The sequence below is a fragment of the Rubrobacter calidifluminis genome (assembly GCF_028617075.1).
Classification (GTDB): Bacteria; Actinomycetota; Rubrobacteria; order Rubrobacterales; family Rubrobacteraceae; genus Rubrobacter_E; species Rubrobacter_E calidifluminis.
On record NZ_JAQKGV010000005.1, the window covers coordinates 1 to 17,962 of the forward strand.

Genomic DNA, 17,962 nt, shown 5'->3' on the forward strand with positions numbered 1-17,962 from the left:
GAAGTATCGCCCGGGACCGTGTCTGCGGGCGGGGCGGTGTTCGATCCAGAGCACCGGCCGGGGGAGGGCGGGGAGGCTGTCCGGTCCGAGCTCCTCGAGAACCTCCGCGGCGAGGCATCCGGTATTTTCCGCGGCTTCGAAGCGCTGTTCGAGGGGCAAATCCTCGAAGAGGACCACCGGGGCGTCACCGGGATCTCCACGGTAGATGCGCACCAGGCAGCAGCCCGTCCCGAGGCGGTACCCCCGGCTCTGGTGGATGTACTCGCGGGTGAGGCTCAGGGTCTTACCTCCAGAAGCTCGAGTACCATCCGGCGTGTGGCATCACGCTATCGAGAGCGGCCCGCGCCACCTCATGGCCAAAGAGCGGCAGGTGGCGCAGAATCACCTCCATCCGACCGTCGTCCCCGGAGGATACGATCGCATACTCTGCACCCGGAGGGTTGAGGCCGACGCTGCCCGGATTGAGTACGATCGCCTCGCGGTACCGACGCAGGAACTGCTCGTGGGTGTGCCCGCCATCACGTCTGCGTGGTGGCCAGAGAACATCCGGGCCAGATCTTCCGCGGGTGTTTCGGGCGTTACGCCCTCGTCGAACGAGCGCGGCGATCCGTGGAAGCACAGGAGCGTCCTCCCTCCCCGGAGCGTTACCTCCAGCGTCTGGTGGAACCCGCACACCCAGTCGAGCTGATCGGCCGAGAGCCGCCCGGCGCACCACCGGTCTATCTCCGCGATCCGGCGCGAACCCTCGTCCTCCGGCAGGCCCCCCGGACGTAGCAGTTCGTCGTCGGCATTGCCCATGACGACCGGGCAATCGAGGGAGTGCAGGCGATCGACCGTCTCGCTGGGCCAGGGCTCGGTGGCGGCCACATCACCCAGGCATACGACGCCGTCCACACCCTCGCGCTCGACGTCCTCCAGCACCATCTCGAGCGCGAGCAGGTTGCCGTGGATGTCCGAGATCAAAGCAACCCGCGAATACATCCGGATACGTCCCCCTCACCCGGCAGGCGCCAACTTCTCCCGGGCGTAGATCACCCGGTCCACCACACCGTACTCACAGGCCTCCTCGGCCCCCATCCAGAAGTCGCGGTCGGTGTCGCGCTCTATCTTCTCGAAAGGCTGCCCCGTGACCCCGGCCAGGATCTCGTTGACCCGCCGCTTGCTGCGGACGAGCTCCCTGGCGTGGATCTCGATGTCCGAGACCTGCCCGCCGAGACCGTCCCCGTGTATGGCGCCCTGATGCAGCAGTACCCGCGTGTTCGGCAGCGCGGCACGCTTGCCCGGCGTCCCGGCCGCGAGCAGGAAAGCCCCGGCCGAGGCCGCAAGCCCTATTGCGGTCGTGGCGACATCACAGCTCACCTGCCGCATCGTGTCGTACATCGCGAGCATCGCCGTCGCACTCCCTCCCGGAGAGTTTATGTACACGTTGATGTCCCTCTCCGGATCCTCAGCATCCAGATACAGAAGCTGCGCGATGATGGCATTCGCCACCTGATCGTCCACCGGCGTCCCGAGGAAGACGATCCTGTCCTTAAGAAGCCGCGAGTAGACGTCCATCGATCGCTCGCCCCACGGCCCCCGCTCCGTCACGTACGGTACCACCAGCCCCGCCCCAGAACCCGCCATGCCGCCAACCTCCTTCTCGTCCGCGTAATATACTCCCGGAGAGTAACATTGTTGTAGTGTTTTTGCAAGTTTTATGTGGCATTCAGGGGGTGACGGGATATGGACCTTCCGCATCTGAGGGAGTTACGACGTCGGGCGGTGATGAGCCAGGAGCAGCTGGCGCAGAGGAGTGGGGTGGCGCGGGATACGATCTCGAAGCTGGAGAACGGGCAGAGGAGGGCGTATCCGAAGACGGTGCACAAGCTGGCGGCTGCGCTCAGCGTGGATCCGCGGGTGCTGGTCGGCGGCGTCGAGTATCTGGAGGAGTCCGGCGAGGAGACATCCGGGACGTCCAGCGAGAAGAAAGAGGAGAAGAAGAGGATCGGGTTCTAGGCGGGGGTACCGCGCCGGTTTGGAGGCCCTCCCGTTTATGAGAGGGAAGGGGTGATCTCAGGGCGCGGTGGTTCCTCCGGCCGGGCTTCCCTGGGAGGAGAGTTCCGTCACGCTCTGGCTCTGACGGGAGGAGACGGTGTTGCTCCTCTGGGATGCGCCGCTCTCACGGATGATCTTCTTGACGTCCGGGAGATCGGGTAGCTGGATGTGTGGCGGCCGGGACGGCGTGGGAGTGGCTCTGGAAGAGGACGCCGGACCTGGGGTACCCGAGGCGGAACCGGGTGTGTCACCGGAGGCCGGACTACCGGGTGCAGAGGATTGGCGCGCCGCGGACGAGGGTTGACGCTGCAGGGCGTCTGCGGCCGGTTGTGTAGTGGCGGAGGCACCCTGAGGTGGGGAGGCCGCGGACGTTGAGAGTGATTCACCACCGCTCTGCGACGTGGGGGCTGCAGTGGGCGCACCGAAGGACGACCGCGTCGCGGCCTCGGCCATCGGCGGGACGGACCTCCGTCCGGTCTTCCCACCGCTGCGGTGCTCCCCGGCGGAGCTCCTGATGGGTGCTATCGAGGGAGCGGACGGCTCCGCGGCCGCCCGGATACTGCCCGTGGCACCTCCTCGAGAAGAGCCCTCGAGGATCCACCAGCCGGCACAGGCAACGAGCGCCACGAGTGTCAGTATCGCCGCCGCACCGTTGCGCAGGCCGCGCCTGCCGGGATGTCCGGGTGCGCCGTGGCGCCTGCGGGAAACCGGCGCGCCTCCGGCCAGGATGCGGTGTCTGCGGCCCGCACGGCGCCCACCGGAGGCGATGAGATCCTCCAGGTCCGCGGCCAGGGCTCCAGCGTCGGGATGCCGCCCGGCGGGATCCTTGGAAAGGAGGCGTCCGAGGATCAGGTCGAGCCCCCTGGGAACCGAGGGGTTCTTCGAAGAGGGTGGGGCGATGTGTTCTCTGACATGCATCATCGCGACCGCTATCGGGTTTTCAGCCTCGAAGGGGACCTCTCCGGTGAGCATCTCGTAGAGCGTGACGCCGAGAGAGTAGAGGTCGCTCTTGGGACCCGTCTGTTCTCCGAGGGCCTGCTCCGGCGAGATGTAGTAGACCGAGCCCAGAATTGTCCCCGGCGCTGTCACCCGCGTGGCGTCTGCCGCCCGGGCGATACCGAAGTCCGCGAGCTTTGGTTCCCCGGAGGGGGTGAGCAGAACGTTCTGCGGCTTCACGTCGCGATGGACGACGCCCTGAGAATGGGCCGCATCGAGGGCCCGGGCTATCCCGGCGGCGATGCTGGCCGCTTCGCGCCATTCCAGGCGACCCCGGCGCAGGATGAGGTCCCTGAGCGTGCCTCCCTCCACGTACTCCATCACGATGCAGGGCAGCTCGCCTTCGCGGGGAGCATCGTATATCTCCACCACCCCCGGATGCTCGAGCGACGCCGCGGCCAGGGCCTCCTGACGGAAACGGGCCACGAACCTGGGATCCCGCGCGTAGGGTTCCTTGAGCACCTTGATCGCAACCTGACGGTTCAGAAGACGGTCACGAGCGGCGTAGACCTCGCCCATCCCGCCACCCCCGAGGTAGCGTTCAACCTCGTAACGCCCTGAAATCAGCGTCTTCTCCTCAAGCAAGATGCCCTGCTACCTCCTGTCGCACCCGCGGCCTTTCCGTAGAGAGGGTTCTTACACCCCTATATATCCCGTCCGGTGCCCAAGAGCAAACAACATACTCCGTTTATTCGAACGGTTGCAGGCGGCGTTCGGATCATCCCGCAGCCTCAGAACCCGCGGCGCCGACGGGCGAGCCGACGGACGATGACCGAAGCTCCGAGGAGTGCGCTCATCCTGACCGCTCCCTGCAGCGCGGCTTCGGTGAGATCGTCCCTTATACCCCTCCTCTCCGGGATTCGCCGATCTATGTAGCGGTTCACCGGCCGGCTGAGGCCCATGGCCAGCCCCAAAGCCAGTATGGTGACCAGCCTTCGCTGCATCTTGTCGCTCATACCGTGCACCTCCCCGGTCTCCGGACCTTTCTCTCCCCGCTGCCTCAGCACCTCTTCGATGCCTGGCGCGCCGAGCGTGTAGGCCTCACGGGAAGAATCCTCATCCCGCTTTATATACCCCTTGTCGAGCAGATACCTCACGGCGACGGCGCACGCCGGGGATGAAGGTTCGAGACCCGCACGGGTCGCCGCCCCCCTCTCCTGGGGCACCCCTTCCCCACCCAGTAGTACCGGCGCGTTCGGTCTTCCGCCCGCCAGATCGTAGATGGCGCCCAGGAGCCGGGAGGCATCACGCTCCACGCCGCTGGTCACCGGGTCCCATCCAGCAGCACCCTCATCCCGGTAGATTCCGTCTCCGCCGTTCGAGCTCATATCTTCTCCCCTTTTGGGTCGTTCGACTTCCCACCCTCATCCTTTGGCTTGCGCTCCCCCTCGTCCTTGCCCTCGGGATGTCTCCATTCGATCACCTGGTTCAGCTCGGCTCCCACCAGGACGATCACCGTCGAGTAGTAGATGTAGAGCAGAAGGATGATGATCCCCGCGAAGGAGCCGTAGGTGGCGTTGTAGGATCCGAAGGTGGAGACATAGACGGAGAAGAGCAGCGAGAATCCCACCCAGAAAACCAGCGCCATCACCGATCCCGGACTGATCCAGCGCCACCTCTGCGTCACGGCCGGGGCATAATAGTAGACGAGCGCGAAAGCCAATAGCACGAAACAGGCGAGGATCGGCCACTGGATCACGGACCAAACCGTCTGGAAGACCCCGTTCAGGCCGACCAGCCCCGCGAGCCCGCCCCCCACGGAGGCCCCGAAGACCACGATGCCGAGCGCCACCACCAGAAGGACGATCACGGCGAGCGAGATGAAGATCGAGATCCCGTACACCTTCCAGAAGGGGCGGTTCTCGTCCACCCCGTACATCACGTTCATCGCCTCCATCACCGAGCGAAAGGCGCCGGAGACGCCCCACAGGGCCAGAAGCACCGAGACAATGGCCCCGAAGGTGAACGCCCCGCTCGCCTTGCTCTGCGCTATCGAGAGGAGCTGGGTCTTTATGAGCTGGGTCGCCGAGGCAGGCATCACCCCTGAGACGCTCCTGATCAGGGTGTTCACCAGATCCTCCGCCCCGAATATCCCGAGCAGGGAGAGCAGGAAGACGAAGAAGGGGAACAGCGCGAAGAAGATCCTGTAGGTCAGGTTGCCCGCGAAGGCCATCACATGGTCCTCGCCGACCTCCTTGATCGTCTGCTTGACGATCTCCAGCGTCTTCAGCCTGCCTGCCACCTCTCTCACCTCCCGCGGCCACCGGCATCCGGAGACCTGTCCCCGGAGCCACACGCCGGAGCAGGCACGTTCCGCCGGTGATATGTTCGATCCTCAAGCAACACGGTAAACCATCCTCCATTCTCGTGCCCCACGCCCTGGTGCCATATGTGCTGTGCACCATACCCCGCCGGTGAGAAGAGCAAACAGCCCGCGGCGAACGCCCCCGCGCTTGGTCGCCACCGGTAGCCTGCGTTAAACTAGCCGGGTTCAGAGGAAGGAAAGTCAGGACAGATAGATTGCGTTGTTTGTGGCGGAGACACTGAAAGACCCCCCCGGGATACTAGGCTCCACCCTCGAGGCCCTGCGCACGCTCTACGAGCGCCGCTGGCTGCTCTGGTACATGATCCAGCGCGACGTCTCCAAGTCCTACCAGGGTTCGGTGCTCGGGTTCGCCTGGGCCTTCCTTGGGCCGCTGCTCTTGATAGCGCTCTACACGATAGTCTTCTCGAAGATACTCGGGTTCCGCTTCCGGCAGGTGGCGGGAGACCCTTCGCTCAACTTCGGGCTATACCTCTACTGCGGGCTCATCCCCTACCAGATGTACGCCAGCACCCTCAACTCGGCCACGGGCATCATCCAGGGCAACTCGATGCTGGTGAAGAAGATGGTCTTCCCGACGGAGATACTGCCGTTCGTCTCGGCCACCTCGACGCTCGCCGAGCGCCTCTTCGAGCTGGTGGTGCTGCTCGCGCTCCTGGTCGCCTTCGGACACCCGCCGGGCTGGACGATAGTGCTGCTGCCAGCCATCTTCGTCATACAGCTCCTGTTCATCCTGGGACTGAGCTATCTGTTCTCGGTGATAGGGGCGTACCTGCCGGACATCAAGGAGACGGTGCGCTCGATCGTCAGGGCCTCGTTCTTCGTCACCCCGGTGATCTGGCCGGCAGACAGGGCCAAGGGCGTCTTTCACTACATAGTCTCCCTAAACCCGATAGCCTACTTCGTCGAGGCCTACCGGGACCTCATAATCTCCCGCACCCTCCCTGGTGCGATCTCGACGCTCGGGTTCACGGTGTTCTCGATCCTCCTCTTCGCCGGGGGCCTGATGCTCTTCGTCCGCACCAAGCATCGCTTCCCCGACCTGATATGAGCCTGGCGGTAAGACTCAGGAACGTCTCCAAGAGCTTCCGGATCTACCCGAGGCAGCGCGAGCGCATCCTCGAGGCGATCACCTTCGGCAGACTCCGCTACAGCCGGGACTTCTGGGCGCTCAGGGATATAAACCTCGACGTGGAGGCGGGCACCTCTCTGGGCATCCTGGGGCGCAACGGAGCCGGCAAGAGCACGATGCTCGAGATCGTCGCCGGTATCCTGCAGCCGACCGCCGGCACGGTGGAAACAAACGGCCAGATAGTCCTTTTGCAGATAGGAGCCGGGATCAACCCGCAGTTCACCGGCCGGGAGAACGTGATGCTCACCGGGCTCATCCTCGGCATAGACCGCAAGAAGATGCTCGAGCGCTTCGACGAGATCGAGGAGTTCGCCGACCTCGGAGATTTCATGGACCAGCCGGTGAAAAACTACTCGAGCGGCATGCGCTCGCGGCTGGGGTTCGCGGTAGCGGTCAACGTCGAGCCGGACATCCTGATCGTCGACGAGAGCCTCTCGGTCGGCGACGCCCTCTTCAAAGCGAAGGGGCTGCAGAAGATGCGCGAGCTGCGCGACCGGGGGACGACCATCCTCTTCGTCTCGCACAGCACCTCCCAGATAAAGGACTTCTGCGAGAAGGGCGTGCTGCTGCACGAGGGCAGGATGATAGCCCACGGAGACGTCGCGGAGGTGGCCGATCGTTACCAGGCGCTCCTCGCGAGCATCCGGGCCTCGGAGAAGGGCGGGGCACAGGACGGCTACCGGCTGCAGGAAGAGGAGAACGACTTCGCCCCGAGCTTCAAGGAGAACCCGGATCTCGCCCGCCGGGCGAAGCGTCTGCGCCACGGCACGGGTGAGGCGAGGATCTCACACGTCGAGGTCCTGGACGAACAGGGCCGGCCTACGGAGGAGGTGAGCCCGGAGGAGCGGGTGACGGTCCGGGTGCACGTGGAGTACGAGCAGCCGGTGCCGGCGAGCGCGGTCGGGATCACGCTGCGCAACAACAGCGGCCTCGACGTCTTCTCGACCTCCACCGCGCTGGAGGGACGGAAGATCGGACCAAAAGCAAAGGGGGAGCGTCTCATCGCGGATTTCTCTTTCCAGCCTGCCCTGAGACCGGGGCTCTACAGCGTGGGCGCCTTCGTCTCCCCGCCTGCCGGGGGGCACGTCTTCCTGGACTGGGTGGACGTCGCGGCGGTCTTCGAGGTCGGGAAACCGCAGGAGCGACGTCAGATCCCGGGCCTCTTCCACCTGCCGACCGAGGTGGCCGTCCACAGCCTGGCCCGCCGCAGCGCCTCTTAGAGGACGATGCCCAGGGTTTCGGTCGTCGTCCCGAGCTGGAACACCCGCGGCCTCCTGCAGGCTTGCCTGGCCTCGCTGCGCCGCCAGAGTTTCCGGGACTTCGAGGTGGTGGTCGTCGACAGCGGCTCAACCGACGGCTCGGTGGAGATGGTGGAGCAGGATTTCCCGGAGGCGCGGGTGGTGGCCCTCGGTGAGAACCGGGGGTTCTCCGGGGCGGCGAACGCCGGCATCGAGGCCACGGACTCGGAGCTCGTCGCCCTGCTCAACAGCGACACCGAGCAGGACGTCGGGTGGCTCTCGGCGCTCGTCGCAGCCTCCGACGCCCACCCGGAGGCGGGGATGTTCGCGAGCAGGATGCTCTCGCTCCACGACCGCCGCGTCCTCGACGGCGCGGGGGATGCGCTGCGCGCGAGCGGGCTCCCCTACCGCGTCGGCCACGGCGAGGTGGACCGCGGGCAGTACTCCGTAAAACGCTACGTCTTCGGGGCGTGCGCCGCCGCCGCCCTCTACCGCCGCAGGATGCTCGAGGAGGTCGGGCTCTTCGACGAGGACTTCTTCGCCTACTGTGAGGACGGGGACCTCTCGTTCCGGGCGCAGCTCGCCGGCTATCGCTGCCTCTACGTGCCGGACGCCGTGGTCTATCACGCCGGCGGGGCCTCGAGCGGCGGGGGACGCAGCCCGACCGCGACCCGCCTGGGCACCCGCAACAGCATCCTGCTGCTCGTGAAGGACCTGCCGGCACCGCTCGTCCCCGCGACGCTGCCCGCATTCCTCGCCGGGCAGATGCTCCGCCTCGCTACCTCCGCGGCCACGGGGACCCTGTCGGCGCACCTGGCCGGGCTCTCGGAGGTGCCCGCGATGGTCCCCGCGATGCTGCGCAAGCGCCGCAGGGTGCAGAAACTGCGCCGGGTGGAGGTGGAGTACGTGGAAAGGTTGCTCGAGGCGTCCTCGCGGGAGGCCCGCAGGAGCCTGCTGCGCCGGGCGAAGGACCGGGTGTTGTCGGGGATCGGCGGATGAGGTTCTCGGCGGTGATCGTCAACTACGCCTCCTGGCTGCACACCCTGCGGTGCGTCGAGAGCCTGCTCGGGGCGGGGGACCCGGAGATCGTAGTGGTGGACAACGACCGCGAGGAGCCACCGGGGCTCCCGGAAGGGGTACGCCTCCTGCGAAACCCCGAGAACCTCGGCTTCGCCCGCGCCTGCAACCGGGGCCTCCGCACCTCGAGCGGCGAGATCGTGGTGTTCGTGAACCCCGACGTCATCGTCGAGCGGGACTTCTTCGAGCGCCTCGGTGAGTTCTTCCGCTGCGCCCCGCAGGCCGGGGTCGTGGGGCCCAGGATCGTCGACGGCACGGGCACCCTGCAGCTCTCGGCCCGCCGGGAGGTGAACCTCGCCTCCGGACTCCTCGGTCGCACCTCCCTCCTGACTCGCGCGTTTCCCAAAAGCCGCCTCGTGCGGCGGATGTTCCCGGCGGCCGGGGAGCCCGGGGCCCCGGTCGCGGTCGACTGGGTCTCCGGGGCCTGCCTGGCAGCGAGGCGGGAGGTGCTGGAGGAGCTGGGAGGCTTCGACGAACGGTTCTTCATGTACTTCGAGGACGCCGACCTCTGCCGCCGCGCCCGTCAGGCGGGCTGGAAGGTCTTCTACCTGCCCCGGGTGCAGGTCGTCCACCACACCGGGGCGAGCAGCGGCGACAGGACCCGCGCGATCCTGAGGCTGCACAAGAGCGCCTTTCTCTACCACCGCAAGCACGGCCCGCACGGTCCCTTCGGGATCTACGACCTGCTCGTCCTGCTCGGGCTGTGCGCCCGGGCGGGGGTGCGGCTGGCGGGTACGCTCCGGCCTCAGGGCGAGTAGACGGGCAGCCTCCCCGCAGGAACCCCGGAGAGCGGCGGGGCAGCGGCGTCTTTCTCGGAGAGGATGGGGTCTTCGAGGGGCCAGTCTATCCCGATCTCCGGGTCGTTCCAGAGAACGGAGCCCTCGGCCTCCCGGTTGTAGGGTGCGGTGCACTTGTACGCGAAGAGCGCCGTCTCGCTCAGCACCACGAAACCGTGGGCGAAGCCCTCCGGCACCCAGAGCTGGCGCCTGTTCTCCGAGGAGAGCACCACCCCGGTCCAGCGCCCGAAGTAAGGCGAGCCCCGGCGGATGTCCACCGCCACGTCGAAAACCTCCCCGGCAAGGACGTAGACCAGCTTGCCCTGCTGGTCCGGGTTCTGGTAGTGCAGCCCGCGCAGCACGCCGCGGCGCGAGAAGGAGAGGTTGTCCTGGACGAAGACGCCCGGCAGGCCAGCCTCCTCGTAGCGGCGGCGGCTCCAGGTCTCCATGAAGAACCCGCGCTCGTCCCCGAAGACGTCTGGTTCGACTATCAACACGCCCGGAAGCGGCGTCTCCACGACCCTCACGCGAGAGGTTCCTCCCCGGCTATGTCGAGCAGGTAGCGCCCGTAGCTGTTCTTCCTCATGGGTTCGGCCAGCCGGACGAGATCCTCCGCGGATATGTACCCCATGCGGTAGGCCACCTCCTCCGGGCATCCGATCTTCAGCCCCTGCCGGTGCTCGATGGTCTCGATGAAGTTCGTCGCCTGCTGCAGCGTCTCGTGGGTGCCGGTATCCAGCCACGCCATCCCCCGCCCCAGAAGCTCGACCCTGAGCTGCCCGCGCCTGAGGTACTCGACGTTGACGTCGGTGATCTCAAGCTCCCCCCGCGCCGAGGGCTTCAGGTTCGCGGCGATGTCCAGGACCTGGTTGTCGTAGAAGTAGAGCCCGGTCACCGCGTAGTGCGAGCGGGGTCTCTCCGGCTTCTCCTCGATGCTCACCACCCGCCGCTCCTCGTCGAATTCGATCACCCCGTAGCGTTCCGGGTCGCGCACGTAGTAGCCGAAGACGGTCGCCCCCTCCTCCCTCGAGGCCGCCTCGCGCAGCGTGCTCCCGAAACCCTGCCCGTAGAAGATGTTGTCCCCGAGGATGAGCGCGACCGGCCCGTCCCCGACGAACCCGCGCCCGATGATGAACGCCTGCGCGAGCCCCTCCGGACGGGGCTGCTCGGCGTAGCTGAGCGTGATGCCCCACTGCGAGCCGTCCCCGAGGAGCTGGCGGAAGCGCGGCAGGTCCTGCGGGGTCGAGATCACGAGGATCTCCCTTATCCCTGCGAGCATCAGCGTACTGAGAGGGTAGTAGACGAGAGGCTTGTCGTAGACCGGCAGAAGCTGCTTGCTGACGACGTGAGTCAGCGGGTAGAGCCTGGTCCCCGATCCCCCGGCCAGGATTATGCCTTTCAACCGTACACCTCCATGGCCGCCCATGCTAGCGCACGGGCGGCTCTCTCGCAGCCCCGGCACACCTTGAAAGGGGTTCTCCCGGTATGCTACTTTCCCGGTCGTATGCTCCCCGTCCTCAACCTGCGAACTACCACGGGCCCCGGACGATGTCCACTTGGGACACCCGGACGAGCGGCTGCGTGAGGTTTCATCATCTCGGAAAGGCGGGGAACACTTGAGCATCGAGAGAGAATCCGGCAGAAGAGGCGGCGTGATCGCCGCGTGGCGCGGCTGGCTGCCGGAGATACCGGACGAGGCGGTGGTCACGCTGGGCGAGGGGGAGACCCCCCTGATCCCGGCGACGCGTCTCTCGGAGCGGGTCGGGGCTAAGGTCTACCTCAAGTTCGAGGGGACGAACCCGACGGGCTCGTTCAAGGACCGCGGGATGACCGTGGCGATGAGCCGGGCGAAGGCAGCCGGGAGAGAGGCCTGCGTCTGCGCCTCGACGGGCAACACGGCGGCCTCCGCGGCGGCCTACGCGGGGAGGGCGGGCATGGCGTGCTTCGTCGTCGTCCCGGCCGGGAAGATAGCCTCGGGCAAGTCCGTCCAGATCCTGGCGCACGGGGCACGGATCATCCAGATCGAGGGGAACTTCGACGCGGCGCTCGCCATCTGCCGCCGCCTCGCGCAGGAGGTGGAGGAGATCGCGCTGGTCAACTCGGTGAACCCCGACCGCATCGAGGGTCAGAAGACGGCGGCCTTCGAGATCGCGCGGGCGCTGGGCCGGGTGCCGGACGCGCTCGCGCTTCCGGTCGGGAACGCAGGCAACATCACCGCCTACTGGAAGGGCTTCGTCGAGTGGCGCGAGGCGGGCCGGTCGGAGAAGACCCCGAGGATGATCGGCTTCCAGGCTGCCGGAGCGGCCCCGCTCGTCCTGGGGCACGACGTTGAGAGCCCGGAGACGGTGGCGAGCGCGATCAGGATCGGCTCCCCAGCGAGCCGTGAGGGGGCGCTCGCGGCGGCGCGGGAGTCCGGAGGGGCGATCGAGAGCGTCACGGACGAGGAGATCCTCTCTGCCCAGAGCCTCGTCGCCCGCGAGGAGGGCGTCTTCTGCGAGCCGGCCTCGGCGGCGGGGGTGGCGGGCCTCCTCAAGCTGGCCCGCGAGGGACGCGCCCCGGAGGGGACCGTCGTCTGCGTGCTGACCGGCCACGGCCTCAAGGACCCGCAGGCGGTGGTCGAGCGGGCGCGGTTCCCGGAGCCCGTGGCGGCGAGCTTCGAGGCCGTCGTCCGGCGCGTGGGGAGGGTGCTCGCGTGATCTCGGTCCGGGTACCCGCGACCTCGGCCAACCTGGGCCCGGCCTTCGACGCGGTGGGGCTCGCGCTCTCTTTGGGCACCAGGATCAGCCTGGACATCTCCCCCGAGCCGGTCGTCGAGGTGCACGGGGAGGGAGCGTGGATGATCCCGCAGGGCACCGAGCACCCGGCCTACCGCGCGGCCCGCTTCGTCGCCGAGATGGCCGACGAGGCCGAGCTGCACTTCCACCTCGTACAGCACAACGACATCCCACCCTCGCGGGGGCTCGGCGGGAGCGCCGCGGCGCTCGTCGGTGGGGCGGTGGCGGCGAACGACCTGCTCGGGCGGGCGCTCGCCGCCCCGGACCTCCTGAACCTGGTCTGCGAGCTCGACGGCCACCCGGACAACGCCGCGCCCGCGCTGCTCGGCGGGCTCGTCATCGGCACCCTCACCGCCGAGGGGGTAAAGAGCGTCCGGCTCGAGCCCGAAGGCCTCCGGGCGGCCGTCGCGGTGCCGGATTTCACCGTCTCGACGACCGCCGCCCGCCGGGCCCTCCCGGAGATGGTCCCCCACCGCGACGCGGTCTTCAACGTCGGGCGCTCCGGGCTGCTGCTCGGGGCGCTCGCCACCGGAGAGTACCACCTGCTACGGGTCGCGATGCAGGACCGGCTGCACCAGCCCTACCGCGCGCACCTCATCCCGGGGCTCGAGGAGGTCATCGAAGCCGCCCTCGAAGCCGGGGCCTACGGCGCCTCCCTCTCCGGCTCGGGACCGACCGTCATAGCCTTCGTCGCGGAGGAGGTGGCCGCGCGGGTGGCCTCCGCGATGCGCGCGGCCTTCGGCAAAAGAGGCGTCGAAGCACGGGCGTGGGCGCTTGAGGTGGACCTCGCCGGAGCCCGGGTGGAACCCCCGGGCGAGGTAGGCTCCCCCGTGCTCGAACCCGTGCCGTAGAATGAGGGCTGTCCGGTAGATCACGAATTCCAGAATATCCCCCGGTCGGGGGATGTGAAAAGCCCCGCCACGCCGTAACATTACGCTCAGAAGGTGGCCGGGATGCTACCCTCCCCCGCCCGGCCATCTCTTCTTCTCCAGACACACCCCGGTCGCTTGACAAACTGCTACAAGCTGTTCTATCCTTCGCACAGCTTACGAGAGTGTTGCAGGCGAGCGAAGGGATACCTTGAGCGAAACGACTCGAAGGTTGCAGGCGGCGGAGGGGCACAGGCCCGCCTCCGTCTTCTGGCTCGCCCCGCCCATCCATCCCCGAGTATCCACGGTGTCCGCTCCGTCCGCCCTACGACTAATTATCCGGGCGGGCCGGAGCGGTGTACTCCGGTCCGCCTAGAGAGCCGGCGAGGAGCATCCCGCTCCAACTTCCGGCCGAAAGGTCCCCCAAAACCAACGAGCAAGGCCGAGAAAACGAAAGAGAACAGGAGCACCGTGGAGAATACCGCCCATCAGATAGAGTACAGGCCTCGCACCGGCAGCGAGGCGATGTGTGAGGCGCTGCTCGACGAGGGGGTCGAGCATCTCTTCGGGTACCCGGGCGGGGCGATCATGCCGTTCTACGACGCGCTCCCTGAGTACCCGCTCAGGCACGTGCTGGTGCGTCACGAGCAGGCCGCCGCGCACGCTGCCGACGGCTACGCGCGGGCGACGGGGAGGGTCGGGGTGTGCGTGGCGACCAGCGGCCCCGGAGCGACCAACCTGGTCACCGGGCTCGCGACGGCGCAGATGGACTCGGTGCCGGTGGTGGCGATAACCGGGCAGGTCGGCCGGGGGGCGATGGGCAAAGACTCCTTCCAGGAGACCAACGTGATGGGCATGGCGATGCCCTTCACCAAGCACTGTTTTCTGGTCGAGGAACCCGAAGAGCTCTACGAGACGATCCGGCGGGCCTTCGCCATAGCCCGCTCCGGGCGGCCCGGGCCGGTCCTGGTCGACGTGCCGAAGGACGTGCAGCTCGCCACCTGCGGGGGCGGCAACTGGTACCGCCGGCTGCGGGAGGCGCCGCCGCCGATCACGGAGCCCGCACTCGAGGCCGCCGCGCTCCTGCTGCGCAACGCCCGCCGGCCGATCATCCTGGCCGGGCACGGCGTCATCCTCTCCGGGGCGGAGAGGGAGCTGATGCTGCTCGCCGAGCGCACCGGCGCCCCGGTCGTGACGACCCTGCTCGGGATCAGCGCCATCCCCGAGGACCATCCGCTCTACATCGGGTGGCCCGGGATGCACGGGGCGGCGAGCGTCAACCGGGCGATAGACCGCGCGGATCTGCTGTTCGCGGTGGGGATGCGCTTCGACGACAGGATCACGGGCGACCCGAAGCGGTTCGCGCCGAACGCGAAGGTCGTCCACGTCGACATAGACCCTTCGGAGATGGGCAAGGTCATAAGGCCCACGGTGGGCATCACCGCCGACGCGAAGCTCGCGCTGCGCGGCGTCCTCTCGCACCTGCGCGAGATCCCCGACGAGAGGTTCCGCGAGCGGGCGCGCTGGCGCGAGGAGATAGAAGAGAGCCAGCGGCCGGAGAGGGCGCGGGAGGAGGAGGCCAGCGAAAAGTTCGGGCCGATCAGGATCCTGCGCGCCATAAAGCGGGCCGCCGGGGAGGAGGTGCGGCTCGTCACCGACGTGGGCCAGCACCAGATGTGGGCCGCCCGCTTCTTCGAGTTCACCCGACACAACAGCCACATAACGAGCGGGGGGCTCGGGACGATGGGGTTCGCGCTTCCGGCGGCGATGGGGGTGGCGCTCGGCTGCCCCGGCGAACCGGTGTGGGTCGTCGCCGGAGACGGCGGCTTCCAGATGAACCTGCAGGAGCTCGCGACCATCCGCGACCTCGGGCTCGACATCAAGGTCGCCATCATGAACAACGGCTACCTCGGCATGGTGCGCCAGTGGCAGGAGTTCTTCCACGACCGCCGCTACTCGGAGACCCCTATCACCGGCCCCGACTACGAGCACCTCGCCCGGGCCTACGGCATCGCCGGCAGGACGGTGCGCGAGGGGGACGACGTCGAGGAGGCCGTCCGGTGGGCGCAGGAACAGGAAGGTTGCGTGGTGCTCGACTTCCACATAGACCCCGAGGCCAACGTCTACCCGATGATCCCCGCCGGCATGAGCGTCGCCGAGATGATCGAGGAAGATGACGCCTCCTGAGGAAGAGACCGTCCTCGAGGTCCGGCTCGCCGCCGGGGTCTACCCGATCTCGCGGCTTATCACGACGATAACCGGCAAGAGGATGCCGCTCAGAAGCCTCACCCTCGCCCGCGACGGGGAGGGCAGGACGCACGCCGCGCTCTCTTTGGGTTGCGGAGAGGAGGCGGCCCGTCGCTACGCCGTGCTGCTCTCGGGGCTCGAGGACGTCGAGGAGGCGACGGTAGCCGGGGAGACCGTGGAGGTGGTCGTGGCTTCCGGCGGGATCGGCCCCGCAGCGGAGGGCATAACCCACACGAGTTGCGGGGAGCTGGTCCTCGCCTGCGGGACACCGCAGAGCGTCGAGTCCTGGCTCAAGGACAGGAAGAGTGGAGGAGAGGTCGTGTTGAGGGTCGGTCCGCTGGTCCGGCCGGGAGGAGGTACAGATGGCTCGCGTATACCGTGAAGGGGACATCGGGGACGAGATAAGGCGCCGCCGCATCGCGGTCCTGGGCTACGGAAGCCAGGGGCATGCCCACGCGCTGAACCTCAAAGACTCTGGCTGCGAGGTGACCGTCGGGCTGTACGAGGGCTCTGGAAGCTGGAAGAAGGCCGAGGCCGACGGGCTCAAGGTGGCCTCCGTCGCCGAGGCGACCCGCTGGGCGGACGTCGTGATGATCCTGCTACCCGACGAGAAGCAGCCCAGGGTCTTCGAGAGCGAGGTCGCGCCGAACCTCGAAGAGGGGAACCTGATGCTCTTCGCCCACGGCTTCAACGTACACTTCAACCAGGTCTCGGTACCGCCCGAGGTGGACCTCGGGCTCGTCGCGCCCAAAGGCCCCGGTCACGTCCTGAGGCAGCTCTACACCGAGGGCAAGGGCCTGCCGGCGCTCTTCGCCGTCGCCAACGACGCGAGCGGGACAGCACGCGATCTCGTACTCTCCTACGCCAAGGGCATCGGGTGCGCGCGGGCCGGGGTTTTGGAGACCACCTTCGCCGAGGAGACCGAGACCGACCTCTTCGGGGAGCAGGCGGTGCTCTGCGGCGGGCTCTCGGCGCTACTCAAGGCCGGCTTCGAGACGCTGGTAGAGGCCGGCTACCAGCCCGAGCTCGCCTACTACGAGTGCGTCAACGAGCTCAAGCTCATCACCGACCTCATCTACGAGGGCGGGCTCGCCCGGATGCGCTATTCTATATCCAACACCGCCGAGTACGGCGACTACACCGCGGGGCCGAGGCTCATAGACGAGTCGGTGAAGGAGAGGATGCGCGAGATCCTCTCCGACATCCAGAGCGGGCGCTTCGCCAAGCAGTGGGTGCTCGAGAACCAGGCCGGCACCCCGAGCTTCCTCGCGATGCGCCGGCGGGAGGCGGCCTCGCAGGTCGAGAAGGTGGGGGCACAGTTGAGAGCGCTCGCCGCCGAAGGAACCGGGGCGCCGGGGGGTGAGAAGGGATGAGCAGGAAAGGGTTCGAGGTCTCGGACGAGCAGTGGATCTACCACGGCGGGGAGTTCGTGCGCCTGGGTGAAGTCCGGCTCTCCCCCGCCACCCACGCGCTCAACTACGGCACGGGGGTCTTCGAGGGCATCCGGGCTTACTGGAACGAGAGTCGGGGGACGCTGCAGGTCCTCAAGCTGCGCGAGCACTACGAGCGCTTCCTCAACTCCTGCGAGCTGCTGCACATAGACTGCGGTCACACGGTAGAGGAGCTCTGCGAGATCACGCTCGAGATCCTGCGGCGCAACGCCCCGCGCGAGGACACCTACATAAGGCCGCTGGCGTACAAGGCGGCGGAGTCGATCGGGGTGAAGCTCGCGCTGCCATCGGAGCTCTCGATCTTCACGGCCCCGATGGCGAACTACGTCGAGCTCACCGGGCTCAGGTGCTGCGTCTCCTCCTGGAGGCGGGTCTCGGACAACGCGATCCCGCCGCGCGCCAAGACCACCGGCTCGTACATCAACACGGCGCTCGCGGTGGACGCAGCCCACCGGGCGGGATACGACGAGGCGATCTTCCTCACCCAGAGCGGCTACGTCTCGGAGGCGAGCGCGGCGAACATCTTCCTCGTGCGCAAGGGGAACCTCATCACCCCGCCGCCCACCGCGGACATTCTGGAGGGGATAACGCGGGCGGCGGTGATGGAGCTCGCCGAGAAGGAGCTCGGGATGCCGGTCGTCGAGCGCGACGTCGGGCGCACCGAGCTCTACGCTGCGGAGGAGGTCTTCTTCACCGGCACCGGCTTCCAGATAGCCCCGGTCGTCGAGATAGACGACCACCCCATCGGGAGCGGACGGGTCGGCCCCGTGGTGGAGAGGCTGCAGGAGATGTACTTCCGGGCCGCCCGGGGCGAGTGGCCCGAGTACGAGGGCTGGACCGTGCCGGTCGAGGTCGTGCACGGGGCCGCCAGATGAGAGGCCACCGCTAGAGGGAGATTTCTTGGGCATCTCTTTCCACATCCTACGGCGACTAACCAGGGTGGCCGCCGGGCGAATTACCAGCCCCGGCTGCTAGGGCCGGGCACCCCGAAGAAGGGGGCGCAGGCGGCCACCCTCCACCGACGAGCCCCCGACAGGAACCA

At 67.6% G+C, this 17,962-nt stretch carries 19 protein-coding genes; 11 read left to right on the forward strand and 8 right to left on the reverse strand.

Annotated elements, in window-relative coordinates; translation table 11 throughout:
• From PJB24_RS05135 to PJB24_RS05145, 3 genes are all read right to left on the reverse strand, one after another.
• Positions 1-213 (reverse strand): hypothetical protein (locus tag PJB24_RS05135; protein ID WP_273843412.1); only part of this gene is annotated, 213 nt, incomplete at its 3' end.
• Positions 214-381: 168 nt separating this feature from the next.
• Positions 382-981 (reverse strand): metallophosphoesterase family protein, encoded by a 600-nt coding sequence (locus PJB24_RS05140; RefSeq protein WP_273843413.1) that lies wholly within the window; start codon positions 979-981, stop codon positions 382-384.
• Between the two features lie 15 nt (positions 982-996).
• The gene (locus tag PJB24_RS05145) at positions 997-1,626 is read right to left on the reverse strand and encodes an ATP-dependent Clp protease proteolytic subunit (protein WP_273843415.1); all 630 of its coding nucleotides are present in this window, start codon (positions 1,624-1,626) and stop codon (positions 997-999) included.
• A 99-nt stretch (positions 1,627-1,725) separates the two neighbouring features.
• Between PJB24_RS05145 and PJB24_RS05150 the strand changes: the two genes are divergently transcribed.
• The gene (locus PJB24_RS05150; protein ID WP_273843417.1) at positions 1,726-1,998 is read left to right on the forward strand and encodes a helix-turn-helix domain-containing protein; all 273 of its coding nucleotides are present in this window, start codon (positions 1,726-1,728) and stop codon (positions 1,996-1,998) included.
• Positions 1,999-2,055: 57 nt separating this feature from the next.
• Here PJB24_RS05150 and PJB24_RS05155 read toward each other — a convergent pair whose 3' ends face one another.
• The 3 genes from PJB24_RS05155 to PJB24_RS05165 all read right to left on the reverse strand — a co-directional run bounded on the left by PJB24_RS05155 (position 2,056) and on the right by PJB24_RS05165 (position 5,275).
• Entirely contained in the window at positions 2,056-3,618 is a 1,563-nt protein-coding gene (locus tag PJB24_RS05155) for a protein kinase domain-containing protein (RefSeq protein ID WP_273843420.1), read from the reverse strand.
• A gap of 146 nt (positions 3,619-3,764) precedes the next feature.
• A complete protein-coding gene (locus tag PJB24_RS05160) occupies positions 3,765-4,361 on the reverse strand; it encodes a hypothetical protein (RefSeq protein WP_273843421.1) in 597 nt (198 codons plus the stop codon).
• Positions 4,358-5,275, reverse strand: coding sequence for a YihY/virulence factor BrkB family protein (locus tag PJB24_RS05165; RefSeq protein ID WP_273843423.1), 918 nt, complete (start codon positions 5,273-5,275; stop codon positions 4,358-4,360). Before PJB24_RS05165 ends, PJB24_RS05160 begins: the two co-directional genes overlap by 4 nt.
• Positions 5,276-5,564: 289 nt before the next feature.
• Here PJB24_RS05165 and PJB24_RS05170 point away from each other — a divergent pair, with 289 nt between their 5' ends.
• The 4 genes from PJB24_RS05170 to PJB24_RS05185 are packed head-to-tail and all read left to right on the forward strand — an operon-like array spanning position 5,565 to position 9,561.
• Positions 5,565-6,407, forward strand: a complete 843-nt coding sequence (locus tag PJB24_RS05170; RefSeq protein WP_273843424.1) for an ABC transporter permease — start codon at positions 5,565-5,567, stop codon at positions 6,405-6,407.
• A complete protein-coding gene (locus PJB24_RS05175; protein WP_273843425.1) occupies positions 6,404-7,708 on the forward strand; it encodes an ABC transporter ATP-binding protein in 1,305 nt (434 codons plus the stop codon). The genes PJB24_RS05170 and PJB24_RS05175 overlap by 4 nt, the downstream gene beginning before the upstream one ends.
• Before the next feature lie 6 nt (positions 7,709-7,714).
• Positions 7,715-8,725, forward strand: a complete 1,011-nt coding sequence (locus PJB24_RS05180) for a glycosyltransferase family 2 protein (protein ID WP_273843426.1) — start codon at positions 7,715-7,717, stop codon at positions 8,723-8,725.
• Positions 8,722-9,561, forward strand: a complete 840-nt coding sequence (locus PJB24_RS05185; RefSeq protein WP_273843427.1) for a glycosyltransferase family 2 protein — start codon at positions 8,722-8,724, stop codon at positions 9,559-9,561. The genes PJB24_RS05180 and PJB24_RS05185 overlap by 4 nt, the downstream gene beginning before the upstream one ends.
• Here the strand turns inward: PJB24_RS05185 and rfbC are convergent.
• On the reverse strand, positions 9,549-10,106 hold the full coding sequence (rfbC, locus tag PJB24_RS05190) for a dTDP-4-dehydrorhamnose 3,5-epimerase (protein WP_273843428.1): 558 nt from the start codon (positions 10,104-10,106) through the stop codon (positions 9,549-9,551). The genes PJB24_RS05185 and rfbC overlap by 13 nt on opposite strands.
• Positions 10,103-10,981 (reverse strand): glucose-1-phosphate thymidylyltransferase RfbA, encoded by an 879-nt coding sequence (gene rfbA / locus PJB24_RS05195; protein WP_273843430.1) that lies wholly within the window; start codon positions 10,979-10,981, stop codon positions 10,103-10,105. Before rfbA ends, rfbC begins: the two co-directional genes overlap by 4 nt.
• 214 nt (positions 10,982-11,195) lie before the next feature.
• On the opposite strand from rfbA, the gene thrC reads away from it, so the two are divergent.
• From thrC to PJB24_RS05225, 6 genes are all read left to right on the forward strand, one after another.
• Positions 11,196-12,275 (forward strand): threonine synthase, encoded by a 1,080-nt coding sequence (gene thrC / locus PJB24_RS05200; RefSeq protein WP_273843431.1) that lies wholly within the window; start codon positions 11,196-11,198, stop codon positions 12,273-12,275.
• Positions 12,272-13,204: a homoserine kinase gene (gene thrB / locus PJB24_RS05205; protein ID WP_273843434.1), complete on the forward strand. Its 933-nt coding sequence runs from the start codon at positions 12,272-12,274 to the stop codon at positions 13,202-13,204. Before thrC ends, thrB begins: the two co-directional genes overlap by 4 nt.
• 489 nt (positions 13,205-13,693) lie before the next feature.
• Complete coding sequence (ilvB, locus tag PJB24_RS05210) at positions 13,694-15,409, forward strand: biosynthetic-type acetolactate synthase large subunit (protein WP_273843437.1); 1,716 nt, start codon at positions 13,694-13,696, stop codon at positions 15,407-15,409.
• The gene (locus PJB24_RS05215; protein ID WP_273843438.1) at positions 15,396-15,851 is read left to right on the forward strand and encodes a hypothetical protein; all 456 of its coding nucleotides are present in this window, start codon (positions 15,396-15,398) and stop codon (positions 15,849-15,851) included. Before ilvB ends, PJB24_RS05215 begins: the two co-directional genes overlap by 14 nt.
• Complete coding sequence (gene ilvC / locus PJB24_RS05220; RefSeq protein WP_273843440.1) at positions 15,832-16,842, forward strand: ketol-acid reductoisomerase; 1,011 nt, start codon at positions 15,832-15,834, stop codon at positions 16,840-16,842. Before PJB24_RS05215 ends, ilvC begins: the two co-directional genes overlap by 20 nt.
• Positions 16,839-17,795, forward strand: a complete 957-nt coding sequence (locus tag PJB24_RS05225) for a branched-chain amino acid transaminase (protein WP_273843442.1) — start codon at positions 16,839-16,841, stop codon at positions 17,793-17,795. Before ilvC ends, PJB24_RS05225 begins: the two co-directional genes overlap by 4 nt.
• The last annotated feature ends 167 nt before the right edge of the window (positions 17,796-17,962 follow it).

Bases quoted from the DNA above. Each gene is read 5' to 3' on its own strand.
- PJB24_RS05140 (WP_273843413.1), bottom strand. From the start codon at position 981: ATGTATTCGCGGGTTGCTTTGATCTCGGACATCCACGGCAACCTGCTC.
- PJB24_RS05145 (WP_273843415.1), bottom strand. From the start codon at position 1,626: ATGGCGGGTTCTGGGGCGGGGCTGGTGGTACCGTACGTGACGGAGCGG.
- PJB24_RS05150 (WP_273843417.1), top strand. From the start codon at position 1,726: ATGGACCTTCCGCATCTGAGGGAGTTACGACGTCGGGCGGTGATGAGC.
- PJB24_RS05160 (WP_273843421.1), bottom strand. From the start codon at position 4,361: ATGAGCTCGAACGGCGGAGACGGAATCTACCGGGATGAGGGTGCTGCT.
- PJB24_RS05175 (WP_273843425.1), top strand. From the start codon at position 6,404: ATGAGCCTGGCGGTAAGACTCAGGAACGTCTCCAAGAGCTTCCGGATC.
- PJB24_RS05180 (WP_273843426.1), top strand. From the start codon at position 7,715: ATGCCCAGGGTTTCGGTCGTCGTCCCGAGCTGGAACACCCGCGGCCTC.
- PJB24_RS05185 (WP_273843427.1), top strand. From the start codon at position 8,722: ATGAGGTTCTCGGCGGTGATCGTCAACTACGCCTCCTGGCTGCACACC.
- PJB24_RS05215 (WP_273843438.1), top strand. From the start codon at position 15,396: ATGACGCCTCCTGAGGAAGAGACCGTCCTCGAGGTCCGGCTCGCCGCC.
- ilvC (WP_273843440.1), top strand. From the start codon at position 15,832: ATGGCTCGCGTATACCGTGAAGGGGACATCGGGGACGAGATAAGGCGC.
- PJB24_RS05225 (WP_273843442.1), top strand. From the start codon at position 16,839: ATGAGCAGGAAAGGGTTCGAGGTCTCGGACGAGCAGTGGATCTACCAC.